Origin of the sequence: Variovorax sp. NFACC27 (genome assembly GCF_048301545.1) — a bacterium.
In the GTDB taxonomy this organism is placed as follows: Bacteria; Pseudomonadota; Gammaproteobacteria; order Burkholderiales; family Burkholderiaceae_C; genus Variovorax; species Variovorax gossypii.
The window spans coordinates 7,640,122-7,661,331 of sequence record NZ_CP157613.1 but is presented as its reverse complement, the minus strand read 5'-3'; the positions used below and the strand labels follow the sequence as shown (position 1 = coordinate 7,661,331).

The 21,210-nt window shown below is 69.4% G+C and carries 20 protein-coding genes; 13 read left to right on the top strand and 7 right to left on the bottom strand.

Annotation, left to right across the window (positions count from 1 at the left end):
- Positions 1 to 86: 86 nt before the first annotated feature.
- The 11 genes from ABL840_RS35895 (at position 87) to ABL840_RS35845 (ending at position 10,711) form a co-directional block, all read left to right on the top strand.
- Complete coding sequence (locus tag ABL840_RS35895; RefSeq protein WP_093306899.1) at positions 87 to 461, top strand: DUF4148 domain-containing protein; 375 nt, start codon at positions 87 to 89, stop codon at positions 459 to 461.
- A 137-nt stretch (positions 462 to 598) separates the two neighbouring features.
- On the top strand, positions 599 to 1,063 hold the full coding sequence (locus tag ABL840_RS35890) for a Spy/CpxP family protein refolding chaperone (protein WP_093206303.1): 465 nt from the start codon (positions 599 to 601) through the stop codon (positions 1,061 to 1,063).
- A complete protein-coding gene (locus ABL840_RS35885) occupies positions 1,056 to 1,532 on the top strand; it encodes a DUF4260 domain-containing protein (protein WP_418116117.1) in 477 nt (158 codons plus the stop codon). Before ABL840_RS35890 ends, ABL840_RS35885 begins: the two co-directional genes overlap by 8 nt.
- Positions 1,526 to 1,933 carry a hypothetical protein gene (locus ABL840_RS35880; RefSeq protein ID WP_093306901.1) on the top strand — a complete coding sequence of 136 codons (408 nt, stop codon included), beginning with the start codon at positions 1,526 to 1,528 and terminating at the stop codon, positions 1,931 to 1,933. Before ABL840_RS35885 ends, ABL840_RS35880 begins: the two co-directional genes overlap by 7 nt.
- Before the next feature lie 50 nt (positions 1,934 to 1,983).
- The gene (locus tag ABL840_RS35875) at positions 1,984 to 2,679 is read left to right on the top strand and encodes a response regulator transcription factor (protein WP_170217247.1); all 696 of its coding nucleotides are present in this window, start codon (positions 1,984 to 1,986) and stop codon (positions 2,677 to 2,679) included.
- Between the two features lie 29 nt (positions 2,680 to 2,708).
- Positions 2,709 to 4,091, top strand: a complete 1,383-nt coding sequence (locus tag ABL840_RS35870; RefSeq protein WP_093206307.1) for a HAMP domain-containing sensor histidine kinase — start codon at positions 2,709 to 2,711, stop codon at positions 4,089 to 4,091.
- Between the two features lie 135 nt (positions 4,092 to 4,226).
- Positions 4,227 to 5,270 (top strand): NADP-dependent oxidoreductase, encoded by a 1,044-nt coding sequence (locus ABL840_RS35865; protein WP_093306903.1) that lies wholly within the window; start codon positions 4,227 to 4,229, stop codon positions 5,268 to 5,270.
- A 173-nt stretch (positions 5,271 to 5,443) separates the two neighbouring features.
- On the top strand, positions 5,444 to 6,001 hold the full coding sequence (locus ABL840_RS35860; RefSeq protein WP_093306904.1) for a fimbrial protein: 558 nt from the start codon (positions 5,444 to 5,446) through the stop codon (positions 5,999 to 6,001).
- Between the two features lie 194 nt (positions 6,002 to 6,195).
- Positions 6,196 to 7,014, top strand: a complete 819-nt coding sequence (locus ABL840_RS35855; RefSeq protein WP_240652315.1) for a molecular chaperone — start codon at positions 6,196 to 6,198, stop codon at positions 7,012 to 7,014.
- A gap of 11 nt (positions 7,015 to 7,025) precedes the next feature.
- The gene (locus tag ABL840_RS35850) at positions 7,026 to 9,695 is read left to right on the top strand and encodes a fimbria/pilus outer membrane usher protein (RefSeq protein ID WP_093306906.1); all 2,670 of its coding nucleotides are present in this window, start codon (positions 7,026 to 7,028) and stop codon (positions 9,693 to 9,695) included.
- Complete coding sequence (locus ABL840_RS35845; protein WP_093306907.1) at positions 9,692 to 10,711, top strand: fimbrial protein; 1,020 nt, start codon at positions 9,692 to 9,694, stop codon at positions 10,709 to 10,711. Before ABL840_RS35850 ends, ABL840_RS35845 begins: the two co-directional genes overlap by 4 nt.
- Positions 10,712 to 10,750: 39 nt before the next feature.
- Here the strand turns inward: ABL840_RS35845 and ABL840_RS35840 are convergent, their stop codons facing one another.
- From ABL840_RS35840 to ABL840_RS35820, 5 genes are all read right to left on the bottom strand, one after another.
- The gene (locus ABL840_RS35840; protein WP_093206313.1) at positions 10,751 to 11,068 is read right to left on the bottom strand and encodes a hypothetical protein; all 318 of its coding nucleotides are present in this window, start codon (positions 11,066 to 11,068) and stop codon (positions 10,751 to 10,753) included.
- Positions 11,069 to 11,163: 95 nt separating this feature from the next.
- Entirely contained in the window at positions 11,164 to 12,003 is an 840-nt protein-coding gene (locus ABL840_RS35835) for a DMT family transporter (RefSeq protein ID WP_093206314.1), read from the bottom strand.
- Positions 12,004 to 12,200: 197 nt separating this feature from the next.
- Positions 12,201 to 12,896: a helix-turn-helix transcriptional regulator gene (locus ABL840_RS35830; RefSeq protein WP_093306908.1), complete on the bottom strand. Its 696-nt coding sequence runs from the start codon at positions 12,894 to 12,896 to the stop codon at positions 12,201 to 12,203.
- Between the two features lie 52 nt (positions 12,897 to 12,948).
- Positions 12,949 to 14,082 (bottom strand): SLC13 family permease, encoded by a 1,134-nt coding sequence (locus tag ABL840_RS35825; RefSeq protein WP_093306909.1) that lies wholly within the window; start codon positions 14,080 to 14,082, stop codon positions 12,949 to 12,951.
- Entirely contained in the window at positions 14,063 to 15,595 is a 1,533-nt protein-coding gene (locus ABL840_RS35820) for a class I adenylate-forming enzyme family protein (RefSeq protein ID WP_093306995.1), read from the bottom strand. The genes ABL840_RS35825 and ABL840_RS35820 overlap by 20 nt, the downstream gene beginning before the upstream one ends.
- A gap of 221 nt (positions 15,596 to 15,816) precedes the next feature.
- On the opposite strand from ABL840_RS35820, the gene ABL840_RS35815 reads away from it, so the two are divergent.
- Positions 15,817 to 16,059, top strand: a complete 243-nt coding sequence (locus tag ABL840_RS35815) for a GlsB/YeaQ/YmgE family stress response membrane protein (protein ID WP_093306910.1) — start codon at positions 15,817 to 15,819, stop codon at positions 16,057 to 16,059.
- Positions 16,060 to 16,091: 32 nt separating this feature from the next.
- Positions 16,092 to 16,583, top strand: coding sequence for a hypothetical protein (locus tag ABL840_RS35810; RefSeq protein WP_093306911.1), 492 nt, complete (start codon positions 16,092 to 16,094; stop codon positions 16,581 to 16,583).
- Between the two features lie 6 nt (positions 16,584 to 16,589).
- On the opposite strand, the gene ABL840_RS35805 is transcribed toward ABL840_RS35810, so the two are convergent.
- Both ABL840_RS35805 and ABL840_RS35800 read right to left on the bottom strand, forming a co-directional pair.
- Positions 16,590 to 18,050 (bottom strand): efflux transporter outer membrane subunit, encoded by a 1,461-nt coding sequence (locus ABL840_RS35805; protein ID WP_093306912.1) that lies wholly within the window; start codon positions 18,048 to 18,050, stop codon positions 16,590 to 16,592.
- Between the two features lie 5 nt (positions 18,051 to 18,055).
- Complete coding sequence (locus ABL840_RS35800; RefSeq protein ID WP_093306913.1) at positions 18,056 to 21,202, bottom strand: efflux RND transporter permease subunit; 3,147 nt, start codon at positions 21,200 to 21,202, stop codon at positions 18,056 to 18,058.
- Between the last annotated feature and the right edge of the window lie 8 nt (positions 21,203 to 21,210).

Here is a 21,210-nt window from a genome sequence, read left to right as displayed (position 1 = left end):
CACGCCGAAACTGCGGCGAAAGGACTTGCGCAAACCCCGCAAGCACGATCAGGCCTTCTCTTCAACCACTGCAAGAAAGGCCTGAAATGAAGTCCGTCTCCTTCACCCAGATCGTCGCCGTCGCATCCTTCGCCATGCTCGCCGCAGCCGGCGCGAAGGCCGAGAGCTACGAGGGCGTGCAGCCCGTCGTGTCGGCCAAGAGCCGCGCCGATGTCAACGCCGAAGCCATGCGCACCGCATCGGCACCCGACCAGAACGTGGTGCGCGGCTCGCGCGGCGCCGAGACCATGGCCGTGTCGACCGAGCGCGCGCGCATCGTCGCCGAAGCCGTGCGCGCAACTGCCGCGCCCGACCAGAACGTATCGGCCAGTTCGCGCGTGAACAGCCAGGTCATCTCGACCATGCAGAACCCCGTCGACGCGCGCGCCGCTGCGGCCAACGCCAAGAGCAGCCGCCTGTAAGCAGCAGTCCGGCTTGCCGCCACGCCTGTCGCAATAAAACGAAACACGCCGCAACCGCAGCGAGAGGACTTGGCCCGGTGCAGATCGCACCATGGAGCTTCCTCCTCAACACAACATCAGGAACACAAGGAATCACCATGAAACACTGGATCAAGCGCACTCTCTTCGGTTTTGCGGGAGCTGCCATGGTCGCGGGCAGCATCGCCGGCTGCAGCAGCTATCGCCACGGCTGGGGCGGCGACAGCGCCGAGTTCCGCGCGAAGATGGTCGAGCGCGTGGGCAGCAAGCTCGAGCTCGATGCCAACCAGAAACAGAAGCTCACGGTGCTGGCCGAGAAGCTGCAGGCGCAGCGCGAAGCCATGCGCGGTGCCGGCGGCTCGGGCGATCCGCGCTCGCAGTTCAAGGCGCTGTTCGCGGGCAACAAGCTCGACCAGGCCGGCGCCGCCCGCCTGATCGACGAGAAGACGGCCGCCGTGCGCAGCGGCAGCCCCGAGATCATCGCCGCCGCCGCCGACTTCTACGACAACCTGAACGCCGCGCAGCAGCAGAAGGTGCGCGACTTCATGGAGCGTGGCGGCCGCCGCTGGAGCCATCGTGGTTGAGCTCCCGTCGTTCCGCCTGCCGCTTCTGCGCGGGCGAGACCCGTGGGCCGGCAAGGCCGGATCCACGGTGTCTCCGGCGGAGGCCGCGACGGCGGTCACGGGCGGGGTGCGCGCGCTGCTTCAACTCGAAGGCGCCGTGGTGCTGGGCGTGGCGCTCGCCGCCTACGCCCAGTTCGGCGCGGGCTGGGGCGTGTTCGCGCTCTGGCTGCTCGTGCCCGATCTCTCGCTGCTGGGCTACCTCGCGGGCCCCCGCACAGGGGCGGCGCTCTACAACGCGGCGCATTCGTACGTCGGTCCGGTGCTGCTGCTGGCGCTCGGCGTGTTCGCTGCCATGCCCTGGGCGGTGGCCGGCAGCCTGATCTGGCTGGCCCACATCGGCGTCGACCACGCGCTCGGCTACGGGCTCAAGTACGCGACGGGTTTTGCCGCCACGCACCTGGGCCGCATCGGCAAGGCAGATCCATGGTGAGCGACGAGTACATGAGCAGCGACGACACCGCGTCCCATGCCGTGCACGCGCCGGCCGCGCGCGCATGGATGCTGACGGAGGCGCTCACGCTGGGCATCGCGTCGATGGTGCACGCGGGGCTCCTCGTGCCCGGCTACGCGCACGCGGCGGCCCGAACCGCCGAGGCGGTGATCGCCACCGTGCTCGTGCTGGCCTCGGTCGAGACCTGGCTGCGTCCGCACCACGCGCGCCGCGCCGCCATCTTCGGCCAGGGCTTCGCGCTGCTGGGTACGCTGGTCGGGCTCGGCACCATCATCGCGGGCATCGGCCCGCGTACCGTGCCCGACGTGGTCTACCACGCGCTGCTGCTTTCCACCCTCGTGACGGGCCTGACCTGGGCGGTGCGATGCCGGCGGGTCTGATGGTCAGCGAAGTCATCCGCCACTTTCTCGTCCGGAGGCACAATCCCGCCATGCCGCGCATCCTGCTGATCGACGACGACGAACATCTCGCCGCGCCGCTGACCACCTACTTCGCGCGCTTCGGCTGCACGCTCGAGAGCGCCGTGCGCCCGAGCGAAGGGCTGGCCAAGCTGCGCGCGGGCACTTACGACGCGGCCATCCTCGACGTGATGCTGCCCGAGATGGACGGCTTCGCGCTGTGCCGCGAGATCCGCAAGGAAAGCGACATTCCCATCGTGATGCTCACAGCCCGCGGCGAAGTGATGGACCGCGTGGTCGGCCTCGAGCTCGGCGCCGACGACTACGTGCCCAAGCCCTTCGAGCCGCGCGAGCTGGTGGCGCGCGTGCAGACCATCCTGCGCCGCCAGCGCAGCACGCCGCAGGCGGCAGCCAACGGCACGCAGTACCGAGTGTTCGACGGGCTTTCAATCGACCTCGACCGGCGCCAGGTGCTGCGCCACGGCGAGCGCGTGGAACTCACCGGCACCGAGTTCGAGCTGCTCGCGCTGCTGGCCGCGGAACCGGGCAAGGTGTTCAGCCGCGACGACATCCTCAACCGCCTGCGCGGCCACGAGGCCGAGCTCTACACGCGTGCCGTCGACATCGTCGTGAGCCGGCTGCGCAAGAAGCTGGAGCCGCTGGACTGCATCAAGACGCTGCGCAACGCCGGCTATGCGCTGGCGGTTGCCCGTAGCGAGCCTGCATGAATTTCGGCCGAAGCAGGGAGTCCCGCAGGATGCGGTGGCGCGGCGAGGAATGCCGCGACGAGATGACGCGCGGCGACTGGCACGCCAAGTGGCACGCGCGCTGGAACGAGAAAGTGCAGGGCAAGCGCCGCTGGCGCCGCTCGCTGCGCGTGCGGCTGGTGCTGATGTTCGTGATGCTCGCGCTGGTGATGGCGGCGGTCTTCATGGGCGGCATGAAGAAGTCGTTCTCCACCGGCTGGGCCGAGGCCGCCAAGCCGATGCTGACCGACTACGCCGACCGGCTGGTCGCCGAGATCGGTGCGCCGCCCGATGTCTCGCGCGCGCAGGCGCTGGTGGCGCGATTGCCGATCACCATCCGCATCGTCGGACCCAAGGTCAACTGGGATTCCAACCCCGGCGGCGCGAACAGCCCCGGCGGCTGGATGCACGACCGCGAGGACGTGTTCGGCGGCGACAAGTGGTTCATCCGCCCCACGGCCGACGGCCACCGCGTGATCTTCGGCTGGTCGCCCAAGCTCTGGCAGCTGGCGCCGCGCGTCATCGGCTGGGCCACGCTCGGCCTGCTGCTGTCGTGCGTGCTGCTGGCGTACGCCTACGTGAGCCGGCTGCTGCGTCCGCTGATCGACATCCGCGAGGGCGCGCAGCGCTTCGGCCGCGGCGAGTTCACGCAGCCGATTCCGATCCGCCGCAACGACGACCTCGGCGACCTGGCCGAGCGCATCAACACCATGGCCGAGGACATCCAGGCCATGCTCGACGCCAAGCGCGGGCTGCTGCTGGCGCTGAGCCATGAGCTGCGCTCGCCGCTCACGCGCGCCCGGCTCAACGCCGAGCTGCTGCCGACCACGCCCGAGGGGCAGGCCGAGCGCGATGCGCTCCTGCGCGACCTCAACGAGATGCGCGATCTCATCAGCGACCTGCTCGAGAGCGAGCGCCTGGCGAGCCCGCACGTGGCGCTGCAGCGCGAGCCGGTCGACCTGGCGACGCTGATCCGCGAGATCGTGGCCGAGATGCCCGGCGCGCAGCACGTGCACCTCGACCTGGCCGAGGGCCTGCCGCCGCACGCGGTGGATCGCATGCGCATCCGCCTGCTGGTGCGCAACCTGCTGGACAACGCGCTGCGCTACAGCGCCGACGCGCCGCGGCCGCCGTGCGTGTCGCTGCGCGCGGTGCTCGACGGCAGCAGCCAGGGCGTGGAGATCGAGGTGCGCGACCACGGCCCCGGCGTGGACGACGAGCAGCTCGAGCGGCTGACCGAGCCCTTCTACCGCACCGACGGCGCCCGGGCGCGCGCCACCGGCGGCGTCGGCCTCGGCATGTACCTGTGCCGGTTGATCGCCGAGGCGCACGGCGGCAAGCTCACGTTGCGCAACGCTCAGCCGGGGCTGCAGATCGTCGTCAGGCTGACCTGAGGCGAGGGGCCGGCGCCGCCGCCGGCCCGCCTGTCACCTGCGCTACCAGCCCGGCCCGGGCCCGCGACTACGATGCAGGCGCCCGCGCACGAGCGCCCGTCAAGCCCCTCATTCAAGGTCAAGGAGACAGACACCATGAGCACCCCACTCACCAACCACCAGGTCCGCCTCGCCAAGCGCCCCGAGGGCACTGCCACGCGCGAGAACTGGAAGTTCACCACCGAGCCCGTCGGCGAGCCGGCCGAGGGCGGCGTGCTCGTCAAGACGCTGTCGCTGTCGCTCGACCCCGCCATGCGCGGCTGGCTCAACGACGCCAAGAGCTACATCCCTCCAGTGGGCATCGACGAAGTGATGCGCGCCGGCGGCGTCGGCCGCGTCATCGCGTCGAAGAACCCGCAGTTCGCGGTGGGCGACACCGTCTACGGCACGCTGGGCGTGCAGGAATACATCCTGATCCCCGAAGACCAGGTCAAGCGCAACGGCCTGGTGAAGATCGACCTGAACGTCGGCACCATCACCCAGTGGCTCAACGTGCTGGGCATGCCCGGCATGACCGGCTACTTCGGCCTGATGGACGTGGGCATGCCCAAGCCGGGCGAGACGGTGGTGGTTTCCGGCGCGGCCGGCGCGGTCGGCCAGACCGTGGGCCAGCTGGCCAAGATCAAGGGCTGCCGCGTGGTCGGCATCGCCGGCGGCGAGGCCAAGTGCGACTGGGTGGTGAAGGAGCTGGGCTTCGACGCCTGCATCGACTACAAGGCCGGCGCCGCAGCGGTGCGCGAGGGCCTCAAGACGCACTGCCCGAAGGGCGTGGACATCTACTTCGACAACGTCGGCGGCGAGATCCTCGACATGGTGCTGGCGCGTCTCGCGCGCAAGGCCCGCATCATCATCTGCGGCGCCATCAGCCAGTACAACAACGCCAACAGCATGCCCTCGGCCGGGCCGAAGAACTACCTGAGCCTGCTGGTGAACCGCGCCCGCATGGAAGGCATCGTGGTGTTCGACTATGCCGACCGCTATCACATCGCCATCGCCGAAATGGCCGGCTACCTGAAAGATGGGCGCATGAAGAGCAAGGAAGACATCGTGAAGGGGCTGGACACCTTCCCCGAGTCGCTCAACAAGCTCTTCGCGGGCGAGAACTTCGGCAAGCTGGTGCTGCAGGTCGCCGAAATCTAGTGTCGAGTTGTTAACGTTCGTGTAAATTTCACAGACATCTTGAGTGCAATGTTAACTACGGTTAACTAGCGCCAACGCACCTTCTTCTTGCGTCATCGACTGCATAGACTGCGCGCCTGCCTTGCATCAGCAGGTCGCAGTTCAGTCACATCAATCCCCAGGGAACGCAAGAAATGCAGAAGTCTGTAATCACGAAGTTCGCAGCGCTGGCCATCGCCGGCGCTTTGTCGCAGGGCGCATTCGCCGCCGACGGCACCATCAATTTCACCGGTGAGATCGTCGACGCGCCCTGCTCGATCTCTCCCAACAGCCAGAACATGACCGTGCCCCTGGGCAAGGTTTCGCGCACTGCGTTCGACGGCGCCACCGCCGGCACGGCAGTGGTCGGCAAGAAGGCCACCCCCTCCAAGTTCAAGATCGACCTGCTCGGCTGCGGCGCCACCGCCAAGGGCGCGACCGTGACCTTCTCGGGCACGGCCGACCTCGACGACGCCACCAACCTGCGCATCGCCAACGCCGGCCAGGTGGGCGTGGGCTCGGCTTCGGGCGTGGCCATCGAACTCGGCGACTCGGCCGGCACCAAGATCCCGCTGGGTTCGGAATCGGGCCAGTACGTGCTGGGCCTCGGCGACAACTCGCTGAACTTCCAGGCCGCCTACGTCGCCACCAAGACGACCGTGACGGTCGGTCCGGCCAACTCGGTCGCGCAGTTCACCGTCGCCTACAAGTAAGCAGGCGCGCCCGCGGCATCCACGGCCCGCCGAAGCGCCCGCCGCTTCGGGTCGGCCGGCGATGCCGCCAATGCCCGGCGCCGCGTCCGGACTCCACGTCCCCGCCGGCGCCGGCATCCCCTTTTTCTTCCCGCTTTTTCCGACGGCGCTGCAACGCGCGCCGTCGCGCCGGGTTCGCGTGTTCCACGTCCTTCATGCGTTCGGCCCGGGCCGAGGACTTCTTCTCTTCTCTTATGTGCAGCAACAACCGCTTCCGATGGGCTCTCGCCGTCCTGCTGACGCTGGGCCTGCAGTGGCCGGCAGGCGCGGGCGTGATGCTCGGCGGCACCCGCGTGATCCTCGGCGAGAAGGACCGCGAAGCCTCCATCCCGGTGAAGAACACCGGCGTCTCGCCCTACGTGGTGCAGAGCTGGATCGACGCCGGCGAGGGCCGGAACAAGACGCCGCTGCTCGTCACGCCGCCGTTGTCGCGGCTCGACCCGGGCATGGAGAACATCCTGCGCATCATGCGCACCACGGGCGAGCTGCCGTCGGACCGCGAGTCGGTGTTCTGGCTCAACGTCAAGGAGATTCCCGAGAAGTCCAGGGACGAGAACGTGCTCCAGATCGCGGTGCGCAGCCGCATCAAGGTGTTCTACCGGCCCTCGGGACTGCAGGGCAAGTCCGACCAGTCGCGCGGCCAGCTCAGGTGGGCGGTGAGCGCCGGTGCGCAGGGGCAGGGCGCGGTGCTGAAGATCGCCAACCCCACGGGCTACCACGTGACCTTCACCGCGCTGAATGTCAACAATGGCCAGCAGCTCATCAACGCCGACATGGTGCCGCCCTTCGGCGAAGTGGCGTACCCGCTGAGCGCGGTGAAGGCGCCGCAGGCTGTACAGGTCGGCTACACCACGCTCAACGACTACGGCGGCGAGACGCCCGAGGAGCGCGTGCAGGTGCCGGCCGGCGCTGAGCCCGTGGCGGTGACGGTCGAGACGGTCACCCCGCCGCCCGCCGACGGCGCAAAGCGCTGAGGCATCCCCCCATGCGCCGCTGCCTGTCCGCTCCTCGCGCGCCGTTCCGGCTCACCCTGTGCGCGGCCCTGCTGGGCGCGCTGGGCGCGACTGGTCATGCGCAGCAGCAGCAGCAATCGCAGCAGCAGGCGGCCTCCAGCTTCAACGAGGAATTCCTGAACATCGGCGGCGACCAGCCCCACGCCGACCTGTCGCTCTTCTCCTTCGGCAACCGCGTGCTCGCGGGCAAGTACATGGTCGACGTGTCGCTCAACGAACGCGGCACCGGCCAGGCCGAGATCCGCTTCGTCGACAAGGAAGGCAGGAACGACGCCGAGCCCTGCATCACGCGCGGCATGCTCGACGGCTGGGGCGTCAACGTGGCGGTGTTCGCCGCGCTGGCGAACGCGGCGGACGACGCCTGCGTCGACCTGTCCGCCATCAGCCCCGAGGCCAGGTACAGCTACGACGCCGGCAGGCAGCGCCTGTTCGTGAGCATTCCGCAGGCGGCGCTGAAGCGCTCGGCGCGCGGCGCGGTCGGCCCCGAGAAGTGGAGCAGGGGCATCACCGCCGGCATGCTGGACTATCAGCTCAACTTCGCGCGCTACAGCGGCGACAAGTACCGCAACGACGTCAATCCGTTCGCGACGCCGCAGAGCGCCTTCGACAGCAATCCCTTCGCCGACACGAACAAGACCCTGCAGCGCAACACGCTGTTCGCGGGCCTGCGCGCCGGCTTCAACTACGAGGACTGGCGCTTTCGCCACTTCTCCACCTACAACCGCGGCATCGACGGCCAGAGCCGCTGGCAGGGCATCAGCACCTACGCGCAGCGCGACATCGCCCCGATCAACGGCAGCCTGCTGATCGGCGACGGCAACACGCCCGGCAACTTCTTCGACAGCGTTCCCTTCCGCGGCGCGCAGCTGGCCTCCGACGACGCGATGCTGCCCGACAGCCAGCAGGGCTACGCACCCACCGTGCGCGGCGTGGCGCAGACCAACGCGCGCGTCACGGTCCGGCAGAACGGCTACATCATCTACAGCACCTTCGTCGCGCCGGGCCCGTTCGTGATCGACGACCTCTACCCGACCGCGTCCAGCGGCGACATCGAGGTGACCATCACCGAGGCCGACGGCCGCGAGGTCAAGTACACGCAGGCCTTCTCCGCCGTGCCCACGCTGCTGCGCGAAGGCACCTGGCGCTACTCGGCCACCGTGGGCAAGTACCGCAACAACTACTTCGGCACGACGAGCACCGGGAGCCGTCCCACGCTGACGCAGCCCGCCTTCGTGCAGGCGACGCTGGCGCGCGGCCTCGGCAACGAGTTCACGCTCTACGGCGGCCTGCTGGCGGCCAACATCTACCAGTCGGTGCTGGTGGGCGTGGGCAAGAACATGAAGGACTTCGGCGCGGTGTCGGTCGACCTCTCGGCCGCGCGCACCACCGACCGGACGCCGGTCAACGGCGCGAGGAACTTCAACGGCCAGTCGGTGCGCTTTCTCTACTCGAAGGCCATCCTCTCGTCGGGCACCAATTTCCGCGTGGCGGGCTACCGCTATTCGACCAGCGGCTTCCGCACCTTCCAGGAAGCGGTGCAGATGCAGGACCTGCTGCCCTTCGAGTCCTTCAACAGCCGCCGCAACGAGATCCGCTTCGAGGTCTCGCAGCAGATCAAGGACTGGGGCAGCGTCTTCGCCTCGGCCCGCCAGCAGAGCTACTGGGGCACCAGCGCGAAGGACAGGCTGGTGCAGGTCGGCTACTCGGGCAACTACAGGCAGTTCGGCTACAGCGTCTACTACAACTACACCACCAGCCTGAACCGGGCGCCGGTGCGCCAGCTGATGTTCACGCTGAGCATTCCGCTGGGAGACACCCGTGCCAGCGCGCAGTACGCCGTCAACCGCGACAGCACCGGCCGCCTCAACCAGCAGGCCAGCGTCTACGGCTCGGCCTTCGACGACAGCCGCCTGACCTACAACGTCACGGCCAGCAACGCGAACCAGGGCGGCGGCAGCAGCGCCAGCGCGAGCGCCAGTTATCTGTCGTCGGTGGGTCGGCTGGACCTCGGGTACTCGCAGGGCCGCGGCTACGGCCAGAGCACCGTCGGCGTCGCCGGCGGCCTGCTGTTCCACGGCGGCGGCGTCACGGCGTCGCAGCCGCTGGGCGAGACGGTGGCGCTGGTGCAGGCGCCCAAGGCGCAGGGCGTGGGCTTCGAGTCGCAGCCCGGCGTGGCGACCGACCGGGCCGGCAACGCGGTCATTCCCAATCTCACGCCGTACCGGCTGAATCGACTGGCCGTGCGCACGAGCGATCTCGGCGACACCGTGGAAGTGAAGAATGCAGCGACCGAGCTGGTGCCCACGCGCGGCGCCGTGGTGGTCGCGAAGTTCGAGACCTCGGTGGGCTTCCGCCTGCTGATGGTGCTCACCGACCGCAAGGGCCGGGCCCTGCCGCTGGGCTCGAAGATCGAGAACGAGGCGGGCCAGGAGGTCGGCATCGTCGGGCCCGACGGCCAGTCCTTCGTGACCGGCGCGGCCGACAGCGGACGGCTGACCGTGCGATGGGGCCAGGGCCAGGCCGACCGGTGCGTCGTGCCCTACAGCCTGCCCGACGAAAAGAACCCGCCGCCGATCCGCGAGCTGAACGGCCAGTGCGCCGCCACCGGACCGGACGCCGTGCAACCGAAGGGAGCGGAATGAGCCGCAGCAGCCATCCATCCGGCGCGACGAAGGTCGCACGCATCGCCTTTCCGACGCTCGGGGCCCTCGTGCTGCTGCTCGGCGCGCAGGCCGCGCGCGCCGCCTGCTACGTGACGCCGGGCTACATCGAGAAGACCGTCAACATGGCGATGGGCCGGGTCGTCATCCCGAACGACGCCGCGGTCGGCACCATGTTCAAGAGCCAGCTCTTCCCGCTGCCTCTGACGGGCACCACCAACAAGCCATGGACCTGCTCGGGCGGCGGCAACGTGAAGGGCGTCATGCTGCAGGGCTCCCCCGTGGCGGGCTACGACCACGTGTACACCACCAACGTGCCCGGCGTCGGCATCCGGCTGTCGCGCTACTTCGACCAGACCGCGGTCAACTACTACCCGCACGATCGCTCGACCACCACGGATTTCGGCGACTTCAACGCGGCTTCCCGCTTCCAGGTGGAGCTGTTCAAGATCGCGACCGTGACCGGCAACGGCCCGCTGGCCCAGGGCACCTACACGCAGTACTACAGCGTGGCGGACAACAAGTCGGTGCTCACGACGAACCTGCTGGGCGAAGGCATCACCATCATCACGCCCTCGTGCTCGGTGGACCTGGGCTCGCGCAACATCACGGTGGATTTCGGCAAGGTGCCCCAGAACAACTTCAAGGGCAAGGGCACGACCACGGGCGACCGCAAGTTCGATATCAGGCTCAACTGCAAGGCCGGGCAGAACGCGCAGAACACCGTCTACCTGCGCATGGACGCCACGCCGGACCCGTCGAACGTGCAGGGGGTGCTGAAGATCACCCAGGGCGGCACGGGCACCGCGACCGGCGTGGGCATCCAGGTGGTGGACAACCAGAGCCAGCCGGTCAAGTTCGGCGACGAGGCGCTGGTCGGGCCGTCGAAGGACGGCGACTACGTGCTGCCCTACACCGCGCGCTACTACCAGACCGCCGACAAGGTGACGCCGGGACGCGCGGACGGCACCGCCACCTTCACCCTCGACTACAAGTAGCCCCGACAGCCCGGGCCGGGCCGAAGCCGGGGCCGGCGCTCAGCCCAGGTCGGGCCGCAGCGGGATGTCGCCCAGCGCGTCGTCCTCGCGCAGTCCGCGCGCGGCCTTCAGCAGCTCGATCGACAGGCCGTCGCCGTGGCCCGCGAAACCCCGGGCGATGCCCTCGAGCACCGTCGACAGGCCGGTTTCGCCGTCGTTGCGGGCATCCATGCTGATGTTGAGCACCCGGGCCGCCATCTGGCGGTAGGTGACGGCGCCCGCGCCCTCCAGCGCGGCCACCAGGTCGAGGTACAGCGCCAGGTTCAGGTCGAACACCAGCTTGGGCGTGATCTCGAAATCCCTGTTCTTGTCGTCCATGTGGGTTGGCTCCTTTTTTCCTGAGCCTCCACTCTAGCCACAAAAAATGAAGCCGCCCCGTCGGATACAGCCTGATTCAGCACGCCCGGCACGTCTCACCGTGCGCGAGTGCCCATGATCGCCGCCGAGATGATCAGCCAGGCCGCGAGCACGATGGTCCAGGTCAGCGGACGCCCGGTCACGAGCAGCAGCAGCGCCGTCGAGCCCAGCGGCGTGATGTAGCTCAGGATGCCGATCTGCCGCGCGTCGCCGCGCTTGAGCGCCATGTCCCATACGAAGAAGGCCGCGCCCAGCGGGCCCAGGCCGCACAGCACGAGCAGCAGCCAGTCGCGGCCCGACAGCGCCACCGAAGGCTCCAGCACCGCGTGGCAGGCCAGCGAGAGCGCGCCCGAGACCAGCCCGAACAGGCCGATCGCCGAGGTGGGGAAGGCCGGCACGCGCTTCGTCCACAGCGAATAGCTGGCCCAGACGAAGGCCGAGGCCAGCGCCGGCAGGAAGCCCCGGTAACCCGAGAAGGACGCATTGCCGCCGCCCGCCCCGAGGATCGCCGCCGCGGCCCCCGCGAAGCCCAGCAGCCCCGCCACCAGGTGCAGCGGCCGCAGCGACACGCCCGGCAGCAGCACCGGCGCCAGCACCACCATCAGCAGCGGCCACAGGTAGTTGACCAGGTTGGCCTCGACCGGCGGCGCGTAGCGCAGCGCGATGAACAGCAGGAAGTGATAGCCGAAGAGCCCGTAGATCCCCAGCGCCAGCGTGCGCGGCGGCACCTTCCAGGCGGCGCGGTCGCGCAGCACCAGCGGCCAGCTCGGCACGCTGCCGATGATGAGCGCCAGGCCCGTCAGCAGGAAGGGCGGCAGGTGGGACAGGGCCGTGCCCAGCGAGGCGAGCGTGGTCCACAGGGCGATGGCGATCAGGGCGTAGGCGGTCGATGGCATGGACGGCGAGGCTACGCGATGCGGTCGTCGCGCAACGATGGTCCGTCGTCGCGAAACGACGGTTTGGGCTTTGCTCCTTCCCCCGCTGGGGGAAGGTTGGGATGGGGGCAGGCCATTGATCGCGCCCCGTGTTTTTTCGTCGCCGTCGTGCCCCCACCCCGGCCCTCCCCCAGCGGGGGAGGGAGAAAGTCAGCGCCTCAGCGTCGGAGGGCGGCCGTGAGCGCCGACGGCGAGCGGTAGCCCGTGCGGCGCGCCGTCTCCGCCACGCTCAAGCCGCCCAGCCGCAGCTCGCGCGCATGCGCCAGCCGCAGCGAGCGCAGCCACTGCATCGCGCCCATGCCCTGCTCGTCGCGGCAGCGCTGCGCGAACTGGCTGGGGCTCAGGCAGGCGACCTCCGCCAGGTCGGCCACGGCCAGCGGCTGGTGCCAGCGGGCGCGGGCCCAGTCGGCGAGCAGGGGCCAGTCGATGCGGCGGCGGCGCGAATCCGATGAGGATGCCGGTGCCGGATTCCATGCCTCCAGCAGCAGCGCGGGGCCGTGCTGCAGGGCCAGCGCAGAGGCCTGCGGCTGCTTCATGCATTGCGCAAGGTAGCGCGCCAGCGTGTGCAGCTGAGGCGAATCGGGAGATGCGCGTTCGGCGCAGCGGGCCCAGCCCGCATGGGTGGTGTCGAGCACCAGGCACACGGCACCATGCCTTTGCGCGCTGAAGTCGTGCCGGTCGCCCGGCGCGACCACCTGCGCCTCGCCGGCGGCGATGCCGGCGCCGCGGCCTTCCACCTCGATCTCGAGCACGCCGTCCAGGCCGATCAGCACCTGGAAATGCTCGTGCGCGTGGCTGCCGTGCGAGTGGCCGTAGTCGCGCAGGGCCAGGGTGTGCGTGGCGGGCGTGTGCATGGAAAGGGGCGGGGAAGGGAGGACGCGATTGTCCGACTCCGGCCCGCCGCTGTCATCCCAACCGCAGCAGCAGCGCCGAGGCCGCGCACACCAGCAGGAACGGAATGCTGATGCGGTGGAACTCGCGCAGCCCGTTCGGCAGCTTGGCGAGCCGCAGCGCGATCAGGTTGGCCAGCGAGCCCAGCACGCAGCCGAAGCCGCCCACGCTCACGCCGGCCGCCAGCGCCGGCAGGTCGCGCACATGGCCGTCCAGCAGGATCGCGGCCGGCACGTTGCTGATGAACTGCGAGGTGACGATGGCCGCGAGGTACGCGCGCCAGCCCTCGGTGATCGGCCAGTGGCCCAGCAGCGCCACCACGGCGGGCAGCTCCGCGAGCTGCCGCAGGTCCACGAACATCAGCGCGATGATCGCGAGCAGCGCCCAGTCGATGCCGCGCAGCACGCGCGGATACGCCACCAGGAACACGCCGAACACCACGCCCAGCCCCGCCAGCAGCCAGTGCCGGTCGAGCGCGACCACGAAGCCGACGAAAAGCAGTGCCGACAGCGCCAGCATGCGCGGCTGCACCGGCGCGGCTTCGGCCTCGGGTTTCAGCTCGATGGGCGTGCGCGGCACCAGCAGCCAGACCGCGACGAAGACCCAGAACAGCATCACCGCCACCGTCGGCCCCATCATCCCCATGAAGGCGACGAAGCCCTCGCCCGAGCGGTGCCACAGGTACAGGTTCTGCGGATTGCCGATGGGCGTGAGGGCAGAGCCCGCGTTCACCGCCAGCGCCTGCAGCACCACCAGCCGCGCCAGCGGCAGGTGCGCCTGCGTGGCGAGCACGCGCGTGAGCGGCACCAGCAGGAACAGGCTCACGTCGTTGGTGACCAGCGCCGAGAGAAATGCCGCGCTGGCCGTCAGCAGCATCGCCAGGCTGCGCTGGTTGTGCGTGCGCGCCAGCAGGCGCTGCGCGGCGGACTGCAGCATCCCGCTGCGCTCCACGCCCTGCGTGATGGCCAGCAGCCCCGCGAGCGCGCCCACCGTCTGCCAGTCGACCAGCCGCAGCCAGTCCATCGGCGCGCGCGGGCGCAGGAACGCGAACAGCACGGCGACCGCGACCAGCACCCACAGCAGGCCGTTGCCGCCGCCGCCGTGGTCGGGCGCCGCCGCCGCGCCGGTGTCAGCGGCCGACGAGTTCACGCAACTCGCGCTTGAGCACCTTGCCGATCGCGCTGCGCGGCAGCTCGTCGATGAAGGCGAGGCGCGCCAGGCGCTGGGTCTTGCCGAGCTGGGCGTTGGTCCACTGCAGCAATTCGTCTTCGCTCGTGGCGTCGCCCTCGCGGCGCACCACGAAGGCGGCCGGCGTCTCGCCCCATTGCTCCGAGGGCACGCCCACCACCGCCACGTCGGCCACCGCCGCATGGCCGCGCAGCACGGCTTCCAGGTCGCTCGGGTAGATGTTGAAGCCGCCGCTGATGATCATGTCCTTCTTGCGGTCGAACAGCGTGAGGAAGCCGTCGGCGTCGAAGCGGCCCACGTCGCCGGTGCGTATGAAACGCTTGCCGGTGGCGTCGAACCACTCGGCCTCGCGCGTCTTCGCGGGCTGGCGGTGGTAGCCGGTCATCATGCCGGCCGAGTGGCCAACCACCTCGCCGGCCACCTCGGTGTTGCCGCTGGGCAGCTCGTTGCCCTCTTCGTCGATCAGACGGATGTCGCTGCCCTCGGCCGGGCGGCCGACGGTGTGCAGCTTGGTGGGGTTCAGGTGCGCTTCCAGGATGCAGGTGCCGCCGCCCTCGGTCATGCCGTAGAACTCGACCAGCCCGCCGGGCCAGCGCTTGAGCACGTCGGCCTTCAGCGCCGCGCCGAAGGGCGCGCTGGTGCTGAACTTGTGCCTGTACGAGGACAGGTCGTGCTCGTCGAAGCGCGGATGCGCCATCAGCCGCTGGTACTGCACCGGCACGAGCATGGTGTGCGTCACGCGGCGCTGCTGCGCCAGCTGCAGGTAGCCCAGCGCGTCGAACTTGGGCATCAGCACCACGCAGCCGCCGAAGGCCAGGGTGGGGAAGAACACCACCAGCGTGGTGTTGGAGTACAGCGGCGTCGACAGCAGCGTGACCGTGTCAGGGCCGTACTCGTACTTGGCGCCGCGCTGCACGTGGGCCCAGCGCATGCCGTGGCCCTGCACGATGCCCTTGGGCTCGCCCGTGGTGCCCGACGAATAGATGATGTTGAAGGCCCAGCCGGGCTGCACCTCGACGGCCTCGGGCCGTGCGCCCGCCGGTGCGAGCCATTCGTCGATGCCGCGGCCGACCTGCGAACCGTCCAGCGCCACGCGCGGGATGCCGCCTTCATTCGCGGGGCCGATCACTTCCGCGGCCGATGTGTCGCTGAACAGGATGCGCGCGTCGGCGTCCTCGATCATGCGGGCCAGGCTGGCGGGCGTGGAGCCGGGTGCCAGCGGTGCCACGGCCACGCCGGCGCGCAGCGCGCCCAGGAACACGGCCGCGTAGTTCACCGACGACGAGGCACAGATGGCGATGGCGTCGCCGGCCTTGAGTCCGTCGCGCTGCAGGCTGGCCGCGATGCGGTCCATCAGCGCGTCGAGCGCGCGGTAGTCCAGCGTGCGGGTGGCGTCCGCCAGCGCTGCGTGGTCGGGCGTGTGTTGCGCGTGGAGGCGAATCAGATCGGCAATGGCGCCGAAACTGCGTTCCATGGCGGCTTGGACGGCAGGGTGCGTTTGCAAAGTCATCTTCCTTCTTCTTGGCCAGCCGGCAGGATAGCGAAATGCTCCCGCTTTCGGCCAGCGCCTTGGCGACCGCCCGGGTGCAGGACGGCACGCCGTCAGTTGCCGCTCAGGAAGGCGGGGCGACGATCCCCGGGCGCCTTTCGCAACAAAGCGGCGGCGCTTGTTGTCACCAAGGACAGGGAGTTTCCGTGCACATCATCTGGACGATTCTGATCGGCTTCATCGCCGGGCTCCTGGCCCGCGCCGTGCTGCCGGGTAACAACTCGATGGGGTTCATCCTCACCGCGGTGCTCGGCATTGCCGGCTCGCTGGTCGCGACCTATGCCGGGCAGGCCATGGGCTGGTATGCGGCGGGGGCCGGTGCCGGCTTCATCGCCTCGGTGGTCGGCGCCGCGGTGCTGCTCGGGATCTGGCACCTCGTGACCCGCTGAAGCCAACTGATCCGATCACCAAGGAGCTCGCCATGGGTTTACTCGACATCCTCCAGCAGGCCATCGGCAACAACAATGCCGAAGCCCACCTCGACCAGGTCGCGCAGCACGCCTCGCCCGGCGAGCTGGGTGCGGGGCTCGCCGCGGCGATGCGCTCGGACCAGACGCCGCCCTTCGGCGACACGGTCGGCCAGCTGTTCGGCCAGTCCTCGCCGGCGCAGCAGGCCGGCGTGCTCAACCAGATCCTGGCCACGCTCGGCCCGGCCGCCGCCTCCGCGCTGGCCGGCGGCGTGCTCGGGCGCATCCTGCAGCCGGGGCAGACGCAGGTCACGCCCGATCAGGCCTCGCAGCTTTCGCCCGCGCAGGTGACAGAGATCGCCACGCACGCCGAGCAGCAGCACGCGGGCGTGATCGACGAGGTCAGCCAGTTCTACGCGCAGCACTCGGGCCTCATCAAGACGCTGGGCGGCGCGGCCATCGCCATCGCGCTGGCGAAGATGAAGGAAAACGCGACGCGCGGCTGAGCAGCTTCAGCCGGTCGAAGCCGGCTGCGCCGTGTCGCCCCCGCCCATCACCTTGTAGAGCGTGATGCGGTTGCTCTGCTCCGACAGGCGCAGCGTGATCAGCGTCTGCTGCGCCGTGTACAGCGAGCGCTGCGCGTCCAGCACTTCGAGATAGCTGTAGCTGCCGTTGCGGTAGAGCGCTTCCGACAGCGTGAAGCTCTTCTGCGTGGCATCGACCAGCGACTGCTGCGCCGCCAGCTTCTCGCCCAGCGAGCCGCGCACGGCCAGCGCGTCGGCCACTTCCTTGAACGCGGTCTGCACCGTCTTCTCGTAGGTGGCGAGGTCGATCTCGCGCTGCGCCTTCGCCGAATCGAGGCTGGCGCGGTTGCTGCCGGCGTTGAAGATCGGCAGGCTGATCGAGGGCGCGAAGCTCCATGTGCTGTTGCCGCCCTTGAACAGGCCCGACAGTGCCGTGCTCGACGAGCCCGAGCTCGCGGTCAGCGAGATGGTCGGGAAGAAGGCCGCGCGCGCCGCGCCGATGTCGGCGTTCGAGCCCTGCAGCGTGTGCTCGGCGGCCAGCACGTCGGGACGGTGCTGCAGCAGCGTCGAGGGCAGGCCCGCGGGCACTTCGACCAGCGCGCTGGCGGTGGTCATGCCGGCGGCCGGCAGCAGTTCGTCCGGCACCGTGGCGCCGGCCAGCAGGTCGAGCGCGTTGCGGTCCTGCGCCACCTGCGCGGTGTAGCCGGCCACGTCCACGCGCGCCGAGTCCACCGTGGTCTGCGCCTGGGCCAGCGCCAGCGCGGTGCTGGCGCCGAGCGCCTTCATGCGGCTGGTCAGTTCGTAGGAGCGCTGCTGGCTCGCGAGCGTGTCCTGCGCGAGCTTCAGCCGCTCGTTGTCGGCGGCCAGCGTGAGCCAGGCCGAGGCGACCTCGGCCACCAGGCTGATCTGCGTGCTGCGGGTCGTGGCCTCGGTCGAGAGGTAGCTCTGCAGGGCCGCCTCGTTGAGGTTGCGCACGCGGCCGAACAGGTCGAGCTCGTAGCTGCTGAAGCCCAGCGAGGCGGTGTAGGTGTTGCCGATGGACGATTCGCCGCTGCTGCTCGTGGCCGCCGAGGTGCGCTGGCGCGTGCCGCCGGCCGTGGCCGAGACGCTGGGGAACAGCTCGGCGCGCTGCACGCCGTATTGCGCGCGCGCCTTCTCGATGTTCTGCACGGCGACGCGCAGGTCGCGGTTGTTCGCCAGTGCGAGCGTGATGGTGCGCCGCAGCCGGTCGTCGGTGATGAAGCTCTGCCAGCCGGTGGTGGCGGAGACGGTGCCGTCCTTGGCGTCCCTGGTGTCCTTTGTGTCCTTCGCGTCCGTGGAGGCCGGCCAGGCCTTGGGCACGGGCGCCTCGGGCCGCGAGTACACGGGGGCGAGGTTGACGCAGCCGGCCAGCGTCGCGGCGGCGAGGAGCGCGCAAAGCGCGCGGAGTCTGAAGCGAGGATGTGTCATGGCTTTCATGCCTCGGGCAATGCGGGCAGCGAGGCCGGCGTGGTCGGAGTCGTAGGCTTTTTCCGTTGCGCGAAGAAGCGCCGGATAGCGACGAAGAAAAGCGGCACGAAGAAGATGCCCAGCGCGGTGGCGGTGGCGATGCCGCCGAGCACGCCCACGCCGATGGCGCGGCGGCTGCCCGAGCCCGCGCCGGTGCTCAGCGCCAGCGGCAGCACGCCGAACATGAAGGCCAGCGAGGTCATCAGGATGGGCCGCAGCCGCAGGCGCACCGCCTGCAGCGTGGCCTCGACCAGCGCCATGCCCTCGTCCTGCAGCTGCTTGGCGAACTCCACGATCAGGATCGCGTTCTTCGCCGACAGCCCCACCGTGGCCAGAAGCCCCACCTGGAAGTACACGTCGTTCGACAGCCCCGCCAGCTTCGTCGCCAGCACGGCGCCCAGCACGCCCAGCGGCACCACCAGCATCACCGAGAACGGCACCGACCAGCTTTCGTACAGGGCAGCCAGGCACAGGAACACGAACAGGATAGACACCGCGTACAGCAGCGGCGCCTGCGAGCCCGACAGGCGCTCCTGGTAGGAGCTGCCCGCCCACTCGTAGCCGATGCCCTGCGGCAGCTGCTTCATGATGCGTTCCACCGCGTCCATCGCCGTGCCCGAGCTCACGCCCGCGGCCGGGTCGCCGATCAGCTCGAAGGACGACATGCCGTTGTAGCGCGACAGCTGCGGCGAGCCGTAGGTCCAGCGGCTGCTTGCGAAGGCCGAGAAGGGCACCATCTCGCTGTTGCCGTTGCGCACGTGCCAGCGGTCCACGCTGTCGGGCTGCATGCGGAAGGGCGCGTCGGCCTGCACGTAGACCTTCTTCACGCGGCCGTTGTTGATGAAGTCGTTCACGTAGCTGCCGCCCATCGCGCTCGAGAGCGTGTCGTTGATGTCCGAGGTCGACAGGTTCAGCGCGGCGGCCTTGCGGTCGTCGATGTCGATGGCGAACTGCGGCGTGTCGTCCAGGTTGTTGCTGCGCACCTGGCTCAGCGCCGGGTCTTTCCGGGCCAGCGCCAGGAACTGCTCGCGCGCCTGCACCAGCGCCTCGTGGCCGATGCCGCCCAGGTCCTGCAGCTGCACGTCGAAGCCCGCGTTGGAGCCCAGGCCGCGCACGGCCGGCGGCAGCATCACGAACACGTTGGCGTTGCTGGTGCGCGCGGCCATGTCCATGGTGAAGCGGCGCGACAGCGATGCGGCGTCCTGCGCCTTGCCGCCGCGCTCGCTCCAGTCCTTCAGCGTGATGAAGGCATTGCCCGTGGCCTGGTCGCCGCTCAGGCCGGTCAGCGTGATGAAGTGGGCGACCTCCTTCTGCGAGGAGAGGTACTGCTCGAAGCTCTTCATGGTCTGCTGCAGCTGCTCGTCGGTGGCGCTGGCGGGCAGCTTCACCTGCGCCATCAGCGTGCCCTGGTCTTCGTCGGGCAGGAACGAGGTGGGCAGGCGCATGAAGGTCACGCCCAGCACGCCCAGCAGCAGCACGTAGACCAGCATGCTGCGCTTGCCCCGGTGCAGCAGGCCGCCCACGCCCGAGCGGTAGCGCTCGGCGTTGCGCTCGAAGTTGCGGTTGAACCAGCCGAAGAAGCCGCGCTTCTCCTGGTGGTGGCCGGCCTCCACGGGCTTGAGCAGCGTGGCGCACAGTGCAGGCGAGAGCGTCAGCGCCACCAGCACCGACAGCAGCATGGCCGCGACGATGGTCACCGAGAACTGGCGGTAGATCACGCCCGTCGAGCCGCCGAAGAAGGCCATCGGAATGAACACCGCCGACAGCACCAGCGCGATGCCCACCAGCGCGCCGGTGATCTCGCCCATCGACTTGCGCGTGGCTTCCTTCGGCGAGAGCCCTTCCTCCGTCATGAGCCGCTCGACGTTCTCCACCACCACGATGGCGTCGTCCACCAGCAGCCCGATGGCCAGCACCATGCCGAACATCGTGAGCGTGTTGATCGAGTAGCCCAGCAGCGCCAGCACGCCGAAGGTGCCCAGCAGCACCACCGGCACCGCGATGGCGGGCACCAGCGTGGCGCGCAGGTTCTGCAGGAAGAGGTACATGATCAGCACGACCAGCACCATCGCCTCGGCCAGCGTCTTGGCCACTTCCTCGATGGAGATGCGCACGAAGGGCGTGGTGTCGTAGCCGACCACCGCCTTCATCTGGTTGGGGAAGAAGGGCGACAGCTCGTCGAGCTTGGCCTTCACCGCGTTCGACACCGTGAGCGCGTTGGCGCCGGTGGCCAGCTTCACGCCCATGGCGGCCGCGGGCTTGCCATCGAAGCGCGAGCTGATGGTGTAGCTCTCGCTTCCGAGCTCGATGCGCGCGACGTCGCCCAGCCGCACGATCGCGCCGCTGCTGCTGTCCGACTTGACGATCACCTCGCGGAACTGGTCGGCGGTGCGCAGCTTGCTGCGCGCCGTGATGGTCGCGGTCAGGCGCTGGCCGGCGGCCGCCGGCAGCGCGCCGAGCTGGCCGGCCGAGACCTCGGTGTTCTGGCTGGTGAGCGCGGTGGTCACGTCCGAGGGCATCAGCGAATACTTCTGCAGCTTCGCCGGGTCGAGCCAGATGCGCATGGCGTAGCCCGAGCCCAGCGTCTGCACGTCGCCCACGCCGTCGATGCGGCTGACCACGTCGAGCAGGCTGCTGGAGATGTAGTCGCCGATGTCGGTGGCCGAGGCGCTGCCGTCCTGCGAGATCAGCGAGACGATCATCAGGAAGTCGGTGCCCGACTTGGTGACCGTCACGCCCTGGTTCTGCACCGACTGCGGCAGCTGCGACTCGGCCTGCTGCAGCTTGTTCTGCACCTGCATCTGCGCCACGTCGGCGTTGGTGCCGGCCTCGAAGGTGAGCTCGATGCGCGCGGTGCCCGAGGAGGTGCTGCTCGAGGACATCGAGACGAGCCGGTCGAGGCCCTTCATCTTCTGCTCGATCACCTGCGTGACCGAGTCCTCGATGGTCTTGGCCGAGGCGCCCGTGTAGGTTGCGTTGATCGTGACCTTGGTGGGCGCGATGTCGGGATACTGCTCCAGCGGCAGCGTGCTGATCGACAGCGCCCCGGCCAGCATGATGACGATGGCGATGACCCACGCGAAGATGGGCCGGTCTATGAAGAAGCGTGCCATGTGCGTGG